Raw genomic sequence first — 15641 nt, forward strand, 5'->3', positions numbered from 1 at the left:
CATGGCAAGAGTACTGGTCGTAGACGATGCCGCGTTTATGCGGATGATGCTGAAGTCGATTCTGCAAAAGGGCGGGCACGAGGTCGTCGGAGAGGCCGAGAACGGCGCGGTCGCGGTCGAAAAATACGCCATGCTGAAGCCGGATCTCGTAACGATGGATATCACGATGCCGGTCATGGAGGGAATCGAGGCGGTGCGGCAGATTAGGGCGAACCATGCGGACGCGCGGATCATCATGTGCTCCGCCATGGGGCAGCAAGGCATGATCATCCAGGCCATTCAAGCGGGCGCGAAGGACTTCATCGTCAAGCCGTTCCAGGAGGACCGCGTGATCGAATCCCTGAACAAGCTGCTCCATGCGGAAGGGAAGCCGGTCGCGTGAAAAACATATCGGTCAAAAATCGTCTGACGCTGATTTTCTTGGTCCTGCTGATCCTGCCGAGCTCGGCGATCGGATGGTTCTCCTACCGCAGCGCGGCCTCGGAGGTCGCGTCGCAGATCCAGGGCGCGGCCATAGAGAGCGTGCAATCGGCGGATATGAAAATCGAAGAGCAGATCCGCGACGGAATGCGGGACGTCGACTACCTGGCCAGCGTGATGAGCGCGAAGCTGCTTGCTGCAGGCGGGCCAGGCGAGGCGGAGAAGCGGCTCGCGCCGTTCCAGGCCGCCAAGGACAACTTTGCCAATGTCATCTTCGGTACGGCCAGCGGAGAGACCGCATCCGTGCCGCCGTCTACGCTGAGCGCCGATTACGATCCGCGCCAGCGGGACTGGTACAAACTGGCCATGGAGCATCCGGGTCAGGCGATCGTCTCGCCGCCCATGGCGTCCGCGTCGAGCGGCGAGATGATCGTCGTCATCGCCAAAACCGTGCAAGACGGCAGCGGCGTGGTCGGCGCGGTCGTCGGCTTGAAGGAACTCAGCGAACAGATCAAGCATTACAAGGTCGGCGAAAAGGGATATATCTTCATCCTGGACAACAACCGCAACTATCTCGCCCATCCGACCAAGCAGCCGGGAGGGCCGAATACCAATAGCTACATTGAGCGCGTCTACAGTACCGACAGCGGCGTCGTGGACTACACGCTGGACGGCGTGAAAAAGGAAGCGGCCTACGCAACGAACAAGCTGACCGGCTGGAAGATAATGGGCACGATCGAGATTAGCGAGGTCGCGGACGCCACTCGCGGCATTTTGTACACGACGGTCGTCGTCATCGCGGTATCCGCCCTGATCGGTCTGCTGCTCGCCGTATGGCTCATCCGCTCGATTACGGTGCCGCTAAGGCGTCTGATGCAGGCGACGGAGCGAATCGCGGACGGCGATCTGACCGAGGAAGTGCCGGTGCGAGGCAAGGACGAGCTCGGACAGCTCTCCGCGGCCGTCAACCGGATGGTGGACAAGCTGCGGGCGCTCATCGGGGACGTCGTACGCTCTTCGGAAAACGTGGCGGCCTCCTCGGAGCAGATCTCGGCGAGCACGCACGAGATCGCCAGCGGCACGAACGTGCAATCCGAAGCGGCGCTGGACATCCGGGATCGCTTCGGCGAGCTGTCCGCGGCGATCGCGGCCGTGGCGGAGGGCGCGGAGGAAGCGTCCCGCCTCGCCTCGCAGACGTCGACGATCGCCCGGGAAGGCGGCGGCGTCGTACGCCAGTCCGTAGCCAGCATGGGCCAGGTCAGCGACCAGGTCGCGCATCTGGCGGACGACAGCGCCAAGATCGGCGAGATCCTCGAGGTGATCGGCGATATCGCGGAGCAGACGAACCTGCTCGCGCTGAACGCGGCGATCGAAGCCGCCCGCGCGGGCGACCAAGGGCGCGGCTTCGCGGTCGTCGCCGACGAGGTCCGCAAGCTCGCGGAGCGCAGCGGCGAGGCGACCAAGCAGATCTCGGCCATCATCAAGGAAATGCAGCGCAACACGGAACGCAGCGTGGAGGCGGTGGCGGACGGCGTCAGCCAATCCAGGGAGACGGGCGAGGCGTTCGAACGGATCCTCTCCATGATCGCCGCCACGGAGCGCAAGGTCGGGGAGATCGCCGCCTCCAGCGAACGGCAGGCGGTGCAGTCCGACGAAGTCAGACGCTCCATCGAGAGCATCTCGGCCGCCAGCGAGGAGGCGGCCGCAGCGTCGGAGGAGACCGCCTCCACGTCCCAGTCGCTGGCGGCGCTCGCGGAGCGCCTGCACGAGTCCGCGTCGGTGTTTAAAATCAAAGGATCCTGATCCGCTAGCGCCCGCGGCATGCGGGCGCTTATGACAATAGAGGGGGCATCCGCCCATGACGGCGCAAGAGCAGTACGTCGAGTTCGGGATCGATCGCGAGCAGTACGCGATTCGCATTCAGGACATTCACGAGATCATCAAGATGCAGGAGATCACGCATATTCCGGGCGTCATGCCATACGTCAAAGGCGTTATCAATCTCCGGGGCAAGATCGTGCCGGTGCTCAGCCTGCGCGACCTGTTCGGCATGGAGGAGCAGACGCATACGAAGCAGACGCGCATCGTCGTCGTGAACCACGCCGACGATGCGGTCGGCATCGTCGTCGACCGCGTCAGCAAGGTGACGACGTTCAACGATATCCAGGCGCCGCAAGGCCGCTTCGGCGGACTGGACGGGAGGCTGTTCACCGGAATCGGGATTGCCGCCGGGGGATTGGTCGGCATCCTGCAGCTGGAGGAAGTTTTGCTTCGAGATTAGGGGGCTACCGAATTGCTGTCCGAGTATAAAGAAATATTTCTGGAGGAGCTGGACGAACAGCTTCAGCTGATGGACGAGGTCATCATGGAGCTCGAGCGGAACAGCGGGTCCGTCGAGGTCATCCAAAGCCTGTTCCGGGCGGCGCATACGCTGAAGGGCTCGTCGGCAGCGATGGGCTTCGAGGAGATGAAGCGGCTGACCCACCGGATGGAACACCTGCTCGATCTGGTCCGGTCCAAGGAACGGACGGTCACGCCCGAGATGATCGACCTCTTGTTCCGCGCCCTCGACCACCTGAAGCTGATGAAAGGGGACATCTTGGCGCGAGACTGCATCACCGTAGACGTCACGGACTGCGTTCGCGCGCTGGAGCGGTACGAGTCCGGAGAGGAAGACGAGCGTGCGGCTCATCGGTCGGCGCACGACGCGGTCGCCGGTCTGCCGCTTCATGAGCCGCGGACTTGCGCGGCCGGCGATGCCGGTTCGGCCCGCCCCGAGCTGTCGTTGTCCGTTCGGCTCCACGCGAGCGGCTTGCTCGAGCAAGGCCAGCGCCTGATGTGGGTGAGCATGCGCCTGGCGCCCGATTGCTTCATCCAGGGCGCGAGAGCGTACGTCATCCAGACGATGCTCGCCGAATGGGGCGAGGTATTGCTAGCGTCGCCGGACTACGAGAGCATCGGCGAGAGCGCGGACGCGGCGCTCGAGCTGACCTATCTCTACGCGGGAATGCAGGAGCCGGAGTCGCTCGAGACGCAGGCGGCCGGCCTGGCGGACGTGGCCTGGGCAGGCGTATTTCCTGTCCTTCCGGAAGAGCTGAACATGGACGCATCGCAGGCCGTCGATCCGCGGCGGCACCCGTCGGAACCGCAGCAGCCGGAAACGCAGTACCCGCAGCGCCCATTGCAGCCGTCCGCGGCTCCGTCGTCTCAACCGGCTGCCGGGACGGGCTCCCCGTCCCCGGCGGTCAAGGCCAAGGCCCAGACGATTCGCGTCAGCGTGGAACGGCTCGACGACCTGATGAACCTCGTCGGCGAGCTCGTCATCGAGCAGACCCGCATCCAGCAGGTGGCGCGCACCCAGCGCAGGCGCTTCCAGGACGACTCGGTCGGCGAGCTCGGGCATATCGCGGATCATTTCTCGCGGATCGTCGGCGATCTGCAGGAGAGCGTCATGAAGGCGAGGATGCTGCCGATCGAGCAGCTGATGGGCCGGTTCCCGCGGATGATCCGGGATCTCTCCCGCGATCTGGGCAAGGAGCTGGAGCTCGTCATGGAGGGCCAGGACACCGAGCTGGACCGTACGCTCATCGAGGAGATCGCCGACCCCCTCATCCATCTCATCCGCAACGCCGTCGATCACGGCCTCGAGCTGCCCGAAGTCCGGGAGCGGGCGGGCAAGCCCCGCCAGGGCCTCCTGCGCATCAGGGCCGCGCACGAGGACAATCAGGTCGTAATCTACGTAGAGGATGACGGCGCCGGGATCGACCCGGACAGGATGAGAACGTCGGCAGTCAAGAAGGGCATCATTTCCCAGGAGGACGCGGACGCGCTCGGAGACCGGGAGGCGATCGATCTGATCTTCCGCCCCGGCTTCTCGACCGCGCAGCAGGTGAGCGACGTATCCGGACGCGGCGTCGGCATGGACATCGTCGGCAGCCATATCGAGCGGCTGAACGGGATGATCGACATCGAGTCCGTACTCGGCCGGGGGACGACGTTCAAGATCAAGCTGCCGCTGACGCTGGCCATCATCATCGGGCTGCAGGTCAAGTGCGGCGGACAGACGCTGATTATTCCGATGAACAATATCGCGGAGATCGTGCGGGTGCCGGCGGACGAGATCAAGTCTGTGCGCGGCCAGCCGGTCGTCCTGATCCGCGATCAGATCATCCCGGTGGCGGACATCCGCGACAGATTCGGCGTCCCGCAGCGGAACGGCGGTGCAAAGCATATTCCGCTGGTCATCATCGGCTCGGCGGAGAAGCGGCTCGCCCTGACGGTGGACGAGCTGATCGGCAACCAGGAGATCGTCATCAAGTCGTTGGGCGCCTATATCGGCAAAGTGGAAGGCATCGCCGGGGCGACGATCCTGGGCGACGGCAGCGTAGCGCCGATCCTCGAGATATCCTCCTTATTCGGCAGAACGGCAACCAGATGATAGATAAAAAATGAGGGGGGGAACGGCCATGAAATGGTTCAGTCACTTGAAGATATCCCAGAAATTGAGCATCGCTTTCGCTTTGATGGCCGTATTGTTGGTCTTCATCGGCCTGACGGGCCTCAGGCAGCTCGGCAGCGTCAACGATGAGCTAAGCAACATGTACGACAACAATCTGATCCCGATCGCGAGCCTATCCGAGGCGCAGACGCAGTACGAGCTGATCCGCGTAAATCTCAGAAATTACGAGGCCTATGCCGAGAATGAATCGGAAAAGCAGGCATATGAGGGAGAAATAACGAACGCCCGGGAGGAAGCGCTCCGCCAAGTAGACATCTACCGTCAGACGAAGTTGTCCGCCGAGGAGACGGCGCTGCTTGGGCAATTCGACGAAGCATGGAAAGCTTACGAATCCAAGTTGCAGGAGGGGCTGCGGCTCGCGAAAGAAGGCGAAGCGGACAAGTTTGCGAAGTTGATTAAGGGCGACTTGAAGAGTACGGGCGACGCCGCGTCCAAGGAACTGGACGATCTCGTCGCGCTGAACGTGAAGATCGCCGATGCATCTAGCGAGGAAGGCGATCAGACCTATGCTGAGGCGAGGGCGTCGACATTCTCCCTCATGGGGCTGGCGCTGCTCCTTAGCATCGGACTCGGGTTCTATATTTCCAGACTGATCTCCCGCCCGCTGCGCCGCACGGTCGAGCTCGTCGGCCGCGTGGCCCAAGGCGATCTGCGGGAGACCTCGGACATCGATACGAGAGACGAGGTCGGCCAGCTGGCGGCGTCGGTCAATCGCATGATCGAGGACCTGCGGGTCACGGTCGGGCGCATCCAGCACTCCGCGGAGAACGTATCGTCCGCCACGCAGCAGATATCGGCCAGCACGGAAGAGATCGCCGGCGGCAGCACCAGCCAGGCGCATGCCGCGCAGACGATGACCGAGCTGTTCAAGGAATTGTCGGAGGCGATCGGCTCCGTCGCCCGCAGCGCCGAGCACGCGTCGGATCTGTCCAACGAGGCGATGGACATCGCCCAGGACGGCAGCCGCGTCGTGCAGGCGTCGATCGAAGGCATGACCTCGGTGAACGAGCAGATGTCGCGGCTCGCGCAGGATTCGGAGCAGGTCGGCGAGATTATCTCGGTCATCGACGACATCGCCGAGCAGACCAACCTGCTCGCCTTGAACGCGGCGATCGAGGCGGCCCGCGCAGGCGATCAAGGGCGCGGCTTCGCCGTCGTGGCGGACGAAGTGCGCAAGCTCGCGGAGCGGAGCGGCGAAGCGACCAAGCAGATCACGGCGATCATCAAGGGCATGCAGGCGAATACGCGGCGCAGCGTGGAGGCCGTGGCGGACGGCTTGGCCGGGTCCCGCCGCACCGGAGAGGCGTTCGGCGGCATCCTCGCCAAGGTCAGCGAATCGGCCGGGCGCGTCGCCGAGATCGCGGCGGCGGGCGAGCAGCAGGCGGCGCAGTCGTCGGATATGATGGCGTCCATCGAGAGCATCTCCGCGGCGGCCGAGGAATCGGCGGCGAGCAGCGAGGAGACGGCGGCGACGGCGCAGACGCTCGCCCAGCTGGCGGACGAATTAAGCGCGTCGGTCGCGATGTTCCGCACCGGCAAAGCATAGAAAAGGCGGGATAAGCGATGGCGGCAGCGACGGCGGGCGATCTCGATTTCGCGCAGTTCGTGAACAAGCTAAGGAGCAGGACGGGGATCGACCTGCTGCAATACAAAGAGGACCAGATGCGCAGAAGGCTCGCCACGTTCAGGGACCGGCGCGGCTACCGGACGTTCTGCGAACTGTACGAAGGCATGGTGCGGGACGCGGAGCTGTACGAGGAGTTCCTCGACCGCATGACGATCAACGTGTCGGAGTTCTACCGCAACGCCAGGCGATGGGAGGTTCTGGCGCAGAAGATCGTGCCCGAGCTGACCGCGACCCGGGGCAAGCTGCGCTGCTGGAGCGCGGCATGCTCGACAGGGGACGAGCCTTATACGCTATCGATCGTGCTGTCGGGCTTGCTGAGGCGCCACGAGTACGAGGTGCTCGCGACCGATATCGACAAAGGGGCGCTGGAACGTGCGCGGGAAGGCGTCTATGGCGCAGCTTCGGTGCGAGAGGTGCCCAAGCCGATACTCGACCGGCATTTCAAGGCGCGCGGCGATACGTATGCCGTCTCCGAGGAGATCAAGCGCAGCGTCGCGTTCAAGCAGCACAATCTGCTGGCCGATCCGTACGAGAACGGCTTCGATCTCATCGTTTGCCGGAACGTGCTGATCTATTTTACCGACGAGGCCAAGGATAGCGTTTTCCGCAGCTTCTCGAAGTCCCTGAGCCAAGGCGGGTATCTGTTCATTGGGGGGACGGAGCAGGTATTCCAGCCGGACCGGTACGGACTCGAGACGGCGGACGCCTTCTTCTATCGCAAAACGTAAGGGGTAAACGAGGGGAGTGATCGAAGCGATGACCGCGATTCGGGTGTTGATCGTCGACGATTCGATCTTCATGCGCAATCTGATCAAACGGCTGCTCGAGGAGGATCCGGCGCTCTCCGTGCAGGGGACGGCCGCTAACGGGAACGAGGCGGTCGCGATGGCGGAGCGGCTGGAGCCGGACGTCATCACGATGGATGTCGAGATGCCCGGCATGAACGGCCTCGACGCGCTATCCGCGATCATGCGGGCGCGTCCGGTCCCGATCGTCATGCTGAGCTCGCAGACGCAGGAGGGGGCGGCGGCCACCGTCGGCGCCTTGCAGCGAGGCGCCGTGGATTTTGTGGGCAAGCCGTCCGGCTCGACCTCCTTCGACCTGCACAAGGTCAAGGTGGAACTGATCCAGAAGGTGAAGGCCGCCGCGAAGGTGCCGCGGACCGCGTTGAAGCCGGCGGAGCAGCCGCCCACCGCCCACGCCGCAGCCAAGCGCTCCCTGCTGCCGCGGGCCGGCGGGAAGACGCCCGGGCCCAGGACGTTCGGCCACGTGGTCGCGATCGGCACTTCGACTGGGGGGCCGCGCGCGCTGGACGCCGTCCTGACCGCGCTGCCCGCGGGGTACCCGTACCCGGTGCTCGTCGTGCAGCATATGCCGCCCAGATTCACCAAGTCGCTCGCCGATCGGCTCGACACGATCTGCCAGGTGAACGTGTCCGAGGCGGTGGACGGCGAGTCCGTCCGCGGCGGCCGCGTCTACATTGCGCCGGGCGACCGGCATCTGACGGTGCTCGAGAAGGGCGGCGAGTACTTCGTCAAGCTCGCGGAGGACCCGCTGCGCAGCGGCCACCGTCCCTCCGTGGACGTGCTGTTCGAGTCCGTGGCCCGCTTGAGCAAGCTGAAGCGCCACTACGTGATCATGACGGGCATGGGCCAGGACGGTGCGCGAGGCATGCTGCTGGCCAAGGAGCTCGGCGCCGCCTCGACGATCGCAGAAGCGCAGGAGACGTGCGTCGTCTACGGTATGCCGCGGTCCGCGGTAGAGCTGGGCTGCGTGGAGCACGTCGTGCCGCTCGGCCGGATCGCCGCCAAGATTCTTCAGGTCACGGGCAGGGATTGACGCAGCCGGCCGGCACTCCAGCCGCCGCATCACGCAAAAAAGGAAGCCGTCAACGCCGGCTTCCTTTTTGCGCGATGCCGCTCAGAACGGATTCAGCACATGATAGAACACGTTCGGCGAAGCCATCCGGTAGTAGAAGCTGCTCCAGCCCACGCCCTTGTTGTTGAATCGGTTGGCGCTGCTGTATACCAGCCGTTCCTGCTCCAGCTCCTCGATCCGCGCCAGGCGGCCGTCCGCGTAGGCGATCAACCTCGTCGCGGCCGTATCCAGCCGGTTCGTTACGCCGCCGTAGCGGATGTCCAGCACCTCCCAGCCGAACGGCTTGAACATGCCGTGCCACTGGTCGCGGTGCGCGGCGCGCAGCGCTTGCACGGCTGCCGAGATCGCCGGCAGCTCTTGCTCCGCGATGTGCCGCAGCCGCGTCAGGTCTCCTGCATCATACGCCCGCTTGAGCGCGATGCCGATCTCGCTCTTCTGCTTCAGCACGGCGCACAGACGCTGAGGCACCTCGAACAGATTGTCCATCTCGGCCGCGGGATCGCGTCCGGCGGAGATGGCTTTTTCCAGCTCCGCGTAATGCGACGCCATCGGCAGACCCTCGATCTGCCGGTCGAATACCCCGAGCAGTACGTCCTGGTAGAGCAGAAACTTGGACGGGTTGCTCTGCTTCTCGTTATTGGGCTCCGAGCCGGGCGTCTCGTCGAGATAGCGCAGCCGCAGGAACGACTCCGCCTCGATGCCGGTCACGAACTTGGCGCGTTCCGCGACCTGCGACCATTCCGGGCTGCCCTCCGTGTAGGCGTGCTCCGCGTAGTATTGCAGGCCGAGCAGCGCGATGAACGGGTTGCTCTCGTTGCCGTCGTCTCCCCACATCGTCGCGTAGACCTCGCCGACGCCCTCTTGCTTGCATACGGTGAGCGCGCTGTCCGTCGCCCGGAGCGACAGGCCGTAGTTGACGCCGAACGTGTTGAAGATCCAGACCGCGCCGGCGAATACGAGATTGCAGCCGAGCGGACGATGCCGATCGATCAGCTGACGGTAATCGTCCTGCTCCGTGTGGGTATAATCCCAATACACCATGTCGACGTCCTTCGGGACGAGGCGGGCCATCTCCTCGGGGATCCGGGTGTTTTTGTCGTAATAATCTTCGCCCCCCGCGGACGCGAGCTTGAGGAACATGTCGCTCCACATCATCGCCCTCAATCCTCTGCGGCGGGCGGCGTCCAGGACGCGCTCCAGATGGCCGGCCATAATCTCCAGGCGGCTCTTGTATCCGAAGCGATCCAGGTACTTGCCGCGTCCGACCTCCTCGGCCTCGTCCATGCCGACATGCAGCTTCCGGCTGCGAAAAGGGGCCGTCGCCGCATCGATCATGCGCCCGACGAGCGCGTCTACCCGTTCGTCCTCCGCGAGCAGCGCGCCCTTCGTGTCCTTGTAGGCCTTGACCTGCTCCCACTTCAGGAACTCCTCGAGATGCGCGAGCGTCTGAATGCTTGGAAACGCCTCGATGCCGAACAAGTCCGCGTAGTCGTCGATCTCCCGCAGCTCCGCCTCGGAATAACGGCCCCGCATGTAGCCGAAGTAGGGCTCGCCCGCGATCTCGTACGTATCCTCCATGTACAGCATGACCGCGTTCATTCCCATCAAAGCCATCATCCGCAGCATCCCGCGCCAGCTGTCGAGCGTCAGCACCGCGTTCCGCGACAGATCGAACATCGGTCCGACCGTCCGCAGCCGCTGGCGCTCCCCGATCCGGAATGGCGCGCCGGTCCGGCCATGCTGCGCGAGGAGCCCGAGTCCGCGGTAGAATTGATGCTTGCGCCCGTACCGGATGAGCCCGCGCGGCCCTTCCGGCCCGGCCTCGATCGTTACGGTCAGCTCGTCCTCGTCGGCGGAAGGCGCCACCAGCACGGGCATACCGTCTTCCGCCTCCAAGATGCCAAGCGCCGGCGCCAGCTCTCCAATCCCGGCCGACAGCTCCGTCCGTTCCCCTTCCCAGCGAATCTTCAACTTACCATCCCGCCCGTCTATCCCGGATTAACTTGCTTGGGTCATTATACGGCCGCGCGGTTCGACGCCGGGAGGGACACCTTTCGGGAAATTGGGGTGGGGATTCATTGGTTTTGGCCTCTTAAATGATTGTTTAGCATTTGTTTAGCGAAACGTACTAACATTACGAACCGGAAAGATCGAAATATAAGGAATGGTGTCGAAATAGGCATGCAATCCGATGGACAGCATTACCAATGAGAAATATTTCATCCCGTTGTAATATGTAGAAAATGGCGAATGGGGAAGGGAACATACGTGAAAAACTCGCCTATCATCTCTCAGCATGCGTTGTCGGCCAATCGGAAACAGCATTCTAGCAAAGCATCTACGGCCGCGATGGACCTCGAGCGAACCAAGATGCGCCGCATTATGGAATCCGTCGGCGTAGCGATGTGTTCGTACGAGGCTGAGACGGGGCGCTGCGATTATTTGTCCGAGTCGGTCCTCTCGATTACAGGATATGCGCGAGAACAGCTGCATGACATGCGCGAATGGAGCCGCATCGTTCATCCCGACGATTATCGCCTGTTTCTGGAATTGGAAAGCAAACTCCCGACGGTTAGGGAAGCTGAACTGGACTGCCGTATTCTGCGAGCGGACGGGGAGCAGCGGTGGCTGCGCGTTCGCGTATCCTTCTCGCCCGACGCGACGGGGCGCCTGTTCATCCATGCGATATTCCACGATGCGACCGCGGAGCATCAGGCGGCTCCCGCATTGCCGCTGACGGCCGGCGCCCGGGTAGATGCCGAGATGGCCGCGGCGTTCGCCGGCGAGAAAATGAATCTTCGCCTGGTCGAGGAGAGCCCGGATGCGATTATCCTGCACCATGATTTCCGGATCGCGTACGCGAACCCGGCGGCGAAGGCGCTGTTCGGGTCGGACGAAGAGCTGACGGCGTTCCGGATCTTCGGGATGATCCATCCCGACAATCTTGATCTCGTGTTGGCGCACTTGTCCAAGGTATACCGCGAATCCCTCACGACCCCGCCGGTCGAGCAGCGAATCATACGGAGGGACGGATCCTTCGTCGAGGTGGAGGTCATCTCGGGACCGGTGCGGTACAACGGGGAGACCGCGGCCATCTCCGTCCTGCGCGACATCACCGAGCGCAAGCAGGCGGAGTATCGGAGACGCGAGGCGGAACGTCTCGTACGGGAGAACGGAGAGTTATACGTTCGCCTGCAAAGCAGTCTGGACAGCTTCTCGAGCGCTCTGTTCGGCATGGTCAAATTGACCGAGATGGAGGAGCGGCTCATCGCGGTCGTGCGCGAGGTGCTGCTGACCGAGGACGTCTGCCTGCTGGAAGTCCGAAGCAACCGAGCTGCGTCTCTGCGCGCTGGCGGTCGGATACCGGGCTGGCTGCCGGCGTCGGTGCGCGAACGGAGCGCGGAGATGCCGCTGTGCCGCGTCGTCGACATGACCGAGGGCTATCTCGTCCGGCTCGGAGACATCCGCAGATCGGCCTACGTGCTATGCGTAGGGGATCGGCCCGCCGGGATGCGGCTGGAGCAGGTAAGGATCTGGCTCGAGACGATCTGCCGCTATGTCAGCGTGCTCTATGACAACTTCCTGGTGATCGAAGACCTCACCCGGGAGGTAGAGTCCGCAACGGCGCCGTCCGCCGTGCCGTCCAAGCTTCTCCGTCTGCTGTTCAAGTTGAACGAGCACGAGCGGCAGCGGTTCGCGCAGGATCTGCACGACTCGGCGCTGCAAGAGCAGATCGTCTGGTACCGCAAGGCGGAGCAGATGCTCGCGGAATCGACGCTGGACCCGGATACGCGAGCCAAGCTTCAGGCCATCGCGGAGGGGCTGCTGGACGTCATGTACCAGATTCGGATGACTTGCATCGACCTGCGCCCGCCCATGCTGAAGGAGAGCGGACTGGCGGCCTCGCTCGCGTCGCTGTTCGAGCTGACGCAGCTTCGCGCCGATTATGCGATCGACTATCAGCTGGGCGATACCGGGCACGCGTTATGCGAGGATCAGATGCTCGGCATTTACCGCGTGGTACAGGAGCTGCTCGCGAACGCATCCAAGCATTCCCGGGCGACCCGGGTGAAGATCTCGCTCTCCGCGACGGCAGGCTTGATTCATTTGCTATACGAGGACAACGGCGTGGGAATGGACGTCGGGAAGGCGCAGAGCGCATTCGCGAGCATGGGCGTATATGGCATGAGAGAGCGCGTCCACAGCATGAGCGGACAGATCGTGTTCTGCTCGGCCCCGAACGACGGGCTCGCCATCAGCATCCGCATACCGTCCGCAGGATAACGGGACCGCGGCGAGAGGGGATTAACGATGATAGAAGTATTGTTGGTAGACGATCATCCCTCGGTGATGGAGGGCACGAAGCTGCTGCTCGAGCAGGAGGGGGACATCAGCGTCCGCTTAGCGGGCACGGCCGCCGCGGCGACGGAGCTGGCGGGACGGCAGCGGTTCGACGTGATGCTCGTGGACCTGCAGATGCCCGACATCAACGGGCTGGAGCTGTCGAAGCGGATCCTCGGCATCCGGCCGGAAGCGACGATCCTGATCTATACCGGATTCGACTTCGGGAATCACTTCAACCTGATGGTCGAGTCGGGCCTCGCCGGCTTCCTGCCCAAGACGGTGAACCGGGAGCAGCTCGTCACGGCGGTCCGGTGCGCGGCGCGCGGCGAGGCGGTCCTGCCGCTCGAGCTGCTCAAGCAGCTCAGGCGACCGGGCGCGCCCAAGCAAGAGCAGGGGCCGGATCATGCCAGCTCGGCCGTCACCGAGAGAGACCGGCAGATCCTGGCCGAGATCGCCCGGGGCAAGAGCAACAAAGAAATCGCCCAGTCGCTCCTGATCAGCCAGCGGTCGCTCGAATATGCGCTCACGGATCTTTTCCAGAAGCTCAAGGTCAAGTCGCGCGTCGAGGCGGTCATGAAGGCCGGACAGCTCGGCATCGTGGAGGATGCGGGCAGCGCGGACCTCCTCCATTCCCATTCGCCCGCGGACCGGCACTCCGGCCTTGATGCCATTTGAATCATGCATGCCCAATTCCCCTCTTGCCAAAGCGGGGAATTCATTGTATATTTATCTTAAATTAAAGATATATTAATTTGAGATAATAAATCGCTGCAGAAGCGAAGGAGAAGATATCGATGACGCAGAGAACGGCAGGCATCCACCACATTACCGCATTCGTCCGGAGCGCGCAGGACAACGTCGATTTTTACGCCGGCGTACTCGGGCTCAGGCTCGTGAAGAAGACGGTCAATTTCGACGCGCCAGAGGTCTATCACCTGTACTTCGGCAATGAGGGCGGGAGTCCCGGGACGGCGATTACGTTTTTCCCGTTCGAGCACGGACGCAAGGGGCTGATCGGCGGCGGGCAGGTCGGGTGGTCGACGTTCGCGGTGCCGGCCGGCGCGCTTCCCTTCTGGGAGGAGCGGCTGACGAAGCTCGGCATCGCCTATGAGCTGAAGACGCGATTCGGGGAGACCTTCCTGCGCTTCCGCGACAGGGACGAGCTGCAGCTCGAGCTGGTCGAGCGCGAGCAGGGCGAGCCGAGCAAGTGGGCGTTCGGCGGGGTGCCGGCGGACAAGGCGATCAAGGGCATCGGAGGCGCGGTCCTGTACAGCCTCGCGCCGTCGGAGACGATGAAGACGCTTGAGGGGCTGCTCGGCTTCGAGCGAGTGGGCACGGAGGACGGACTGGTACGGTACCGCTCTTACGGCGATCTCGGGAATATCGTCGAGGTGCGGGAGGAGGCCGTGGAAGCCGGGCACGGCGGCGCCGGCACGGTTCACCACATCGCATGGCGGGCCAAGAACGACGAGGATCACCGCGTCTGGCGCGAGCGCGCGATCGTGCACGGCCTCCAGCCGACGCCCTTTACGGACCGGCAGTACTTTAACGCGATCTATTTCCGCGAGGCGGGCGGCATTCTGTTCGAGATCGCGACGGATCCGCCGGGCTTCGCCCGCGACGAGCCGGCGGAGGCGCTCGGCGAGCGCTTGATGCTGCCCGAGTGGTTCGAACCGAAGCGCGCGGAGATCGAGCGCGGACTGCCGCCGATCGAGGTTCGCGTGCTGGACGCCGACCGGGCATAATGAGTGGGGAAGCCTGGCGGGCAGCGCGACCGGACGTAGTGAGTGGGAAAGACAGGCAGGCCGCGGACCGGACATCGTGAGTGGGAAAGCCAGGCAGGCCGCGCGACCGCGGCCTTAACCGAAAGGGGAGAGTAAACATGATCTCGATAGATCCGGCAGGCCAGACGGAACGGGACAACTACAAGCTCATGATCGGCAGCATCGTGCCGCGCCCGATCGCGCTGATGACGACGCTGTCGGCGGACGGGGTCGTGAATGCCGCGCCGTTCAGCTACTTCAACATCGTGACGGCCAATCCGCCGATGATCTCGGTATCGGTTCAGCGCAAGGGCGGGCAGCGGAAGGACAGCGCGCGCAACGCGGTGGCGGCGGGCAGCTTCGTCGTCCATATCACGGACGAGTCTAACGTGGGCGCGGCGAACCTCGCGGCGGCGAACCTGCCGCCGGAAGAGAGCGAGCTCGCGTACGCCGGATTCACGGCGGTGCCGAGCAGCGCGGTGCCGGTGCCGGGCCTCGCGGAGGCCAAGATCCGGATGGAGTGCGTGCTCGAGCACGCCTACCCGCTGGGCGGAACGGCGGAGGCGCCGGCGTGCGACCTGCTCATCGGGCGCGTCGTCCGCTTCCACGTCGCCGACGAGCTGCTGAGCGACGGCCGGATCGACGCGCGGCTGCTGGCGCCGGTGAGCCGGCTCGCGGGCAATGCCTATGGCAAGCTGGGCGAGATGTTCTCTCTCGAGCGGCCGGAATGATGCGAGGCGCGGCGGGCTAGGCCGGCGAGGCGTCGTGCTTCGTATCGGCGTGACCGGAGGCGCGAAGTGCTGTCGGTGGGAAGCACATGCGAGTGTCTGCGTGAACGGAGGCGCGAAGTGCTGTCGATGAGAAGCACATGCGAGTGTCGGCGTGAACGGAGGCGCGAAGTGCTGTCGGTGGGAAGCACATGCAAGTGTCTGCGTGAGTGGAGGCGCAAAGTGCTGTCGAGGGGAAGCACATGCGAGTATCGGCGTGAACGGAGGCGCAAAGTGCTGTCGGTGGGAAGCACATGCGAGTGTCGGCGTGAACGGAGGCGCGAAGTGCTGTCGAGGGGAAGCACATGCGAGTGTCGGCGTGA

At 63.9% G+C, this 15641-nt stretch carries 12 protein-coding genes; 11 read left to right on the forward strand and 1 reads right to left on the reverse strand.

What is annotated here, in order from left to right:
* Nucleotide 1: 1 nt before the first annotated feature.
* The 7 genes from PQG80_RS12225 to PQG80_RS12255 are packed head-to-tail and all read left to right on the forward strand — an operon-like array spanning nt 2 to nt 8405.
* A complete protein-coding gene (locus PQG80_RS12225) occupies nt 2–382 on the forward strand; it encodes a response regulator (RefSeq protein ID WP_271751622.1) in 381 nt (126 codons plus the stop codon).
* Complete coding sequence (locus PQG80_RS12230; protein WP_271751623.1) at nt 379–2223, forward strand: methyl-accepting chemotaxis protein; 1845 nt, start codon at nt 379–381, stop codon at nt 2221–2223. Before PQG80_RS12225 ends, PQG80_RS12230 begins: the two co-directional genes overlap by 4 nt.
* 55 nt (nt 2224–2278) lie before the next feature.
* Nucleotides 2279–2701, forward strand: a complete 423-nt coding sequence (locus PQG80_RS12235) for a chemotaxis protein CheW (RefSeq protein ID WP_271751624.1) — start codon at nt 2279–2281, stop codon at nt 2699–2701.
* A gap of 12 nt (nt 2702–2713) precedes the next feature.
* Complete coding sequence (locus tag PQG80_RS12240; RefSeq protein ID WP_271751625.1) at nt 2714–4858, forward strand: chemotaxis protein CheA; 2145 nt, start codon at nt 2714–2716, stop codon at nt 4856–4858.
* Between the two features lie 28 nt (nt 4859–4886).
* Complete coding sequence (locus PQG80_RS12245; protein WP_271751626.1) at nt 4887–6485, forward strand: methyl-accepting chemotaxis protein; 1599 nt, start codon at nt 4887–4889, stop codon at nt 6483–6485.
* Nucleotides 6486–6502: 17 nt separating this feature from the next.
* Nucleotides 6503–7294: a CheR family methyltransferase gene (locus tag PQG80_RS12250; RefSeq protein WP_271751627.1), complete on the forward strand. Its 792-nt coding sequence runs from the start codon at nt 6503–6505 to the stop codon at nt 7292–7294.
* A gap of 28 nt (nt 7295–7322) precedes the next feature.
* Nucleotides 7323–8405, forward strand: coding sequence for a protein-glutamate methylesterase/protein-glutamine glutaminase (locus PQG80_RS12255; RefSeq protein WP_271751628.1), 1083 nt, complete (start codon nt 7323–7325; stop codon nt 8403–8405).
* 81 nt (nt 8406–8486) lie between these two features.
* Here the strand turns inward: PQG80_RS12255 and PQG80_RS12260 are convergent, their stop codons facing one another.
* Nucleotides 8487–10415, reverse strand: a complete 1929-nt coding sequence (locus tag PQG80_RS12260; protein ID WP_271751629.1) for a beta-N-acetylhexosaminidase — start codon at nt 10413–10415, stop codon at nt 8487–8489.
* A 297-nt stretch (nt 10416–10712) separates the two neighbouring features.
* Between PQG80_RS12260 and PQG80_RS12265 the strand changes: the two genes are divergently transcribed.
* The 4 genes from PQG80_RS12265 (at nt 10713) to PQG80_RS12280 (ending at nt 15282) form a co-directional block, all read left to right on the forward strand.
* The gene (locus PQG80_RS12265; protein WP_271751630.1) at nt 10713–12728 is read left to right on the forward strand and encodes a PAS domain-containing sensor histidine kinase; all 2016 of its coding nucleotides are present in this window, start codon (nt 10713–10715) and stop codon (nt 12726–12728) included.
* Between the two features lie 27 nt (nt 12729–12755).
* Nucleotides 12756–13463, forward strand: coding sequence for a response regulator (locus PQG80_RS12270; protein WP_271751631.1), 708 nt, complete (start codon nt 12756–12758; stop codon nt 13461–13463).
* Nucleotides 13464–13582: 119 nt separating this feature from the next.
* The gene (locus PQG80_RS12275; RefSeq protein ID WP_271751632.1) at nt 13583–14533 is read left to right on the forward strand and encodes a ring-cleaving dioxygenase; all 951 of its coding nucleotides are present in this window, start codon (nt 13583–13585) and stop codon (nt 14531–14533) included.
* 137 nt (nt 14534–14670) lie between these two features.
* Nucleotides 14671–15282: a flavin reductase family protein gene (locus tag PQG80_RS12280; RefSeq protein WP_271751633.1), complete on the forward strand. Its 612-nt coding sequence runs from the start codon at nt 14671–14673 to the stop codon at nt 15280–15282.
* Nucleotides 15283–15641: the final 359 nt, after the last annotated feature.

It is taken from the genome of Cohnella rhizoplanae, assembly GCF_948329515.1.
GTDB classification, from domain to species: domain Bacteria; phylum Bacillota; class Bacilli; order Paenibacillales; family Paenibacillaceae; genus Cohnella; species Cohnella rhizoplanae.

Excerpts from the sequence above, each read along its gene's own strand:
- PQG80_RS12225 (WP_271751622.1), top strand. The coding sequence starts at position 2 with ATGGCAAGAGTACTGGTCGTAGACGATGCCGCGTTTATGCGGATGATG.
- PQG80_RS12235 (WP_271751624.1), top strand. The coding sequence starts at position 2,279 with ATGACGGCGCAAGAGCAGTACGTCGAGTTCGGGATCGATCGCGAGCAG.
- PQG80_RS12275 (WP_271751632.1), top strand. The coding sequence starts at position 13,583 with ATGACGCAGAGAACGGCAGGCATCCACCACATTACCGCATTCGTCCGG.
- PQG80_RS12245 (WP_271751626.1), top strand. The coding sequence starts at position 4,887 with ATGAAATGGTTCAGTCACTTGAAGATATCCCAGAAATTGAGCATCGCT.
- PQG80_RS12270 (WP_271751631.1), top strand. The coding sequence starts at position 12,756 with ATGATAGAAGTATTGTTGGTAGACGATCATCCCTCGGTGATGGAGGGC.
- PQG80_RS12250 (WP_271751627.1), top strand. The coding sequence starts at position 6,503 with ATGGCGGCAGCGACGGCGGGCGATCTCGATTTCGCGCAGTTCGTGAAC.
- PQG80_RS12255 (WP_271751628.1), top strand. The coding sequence starts at position 7,323 with ATGACCGCGATTCGGGTGTTGATCGTCGACGATTCGATCTTCATGCGC.
- PQG80_RS12280 (WP_271751633.1), top strand. The coding sequence starts at position 14,671 with ATGATCTCGATAGATCCGGCAGGCCAGACGGAACGGGACAACTACAAG.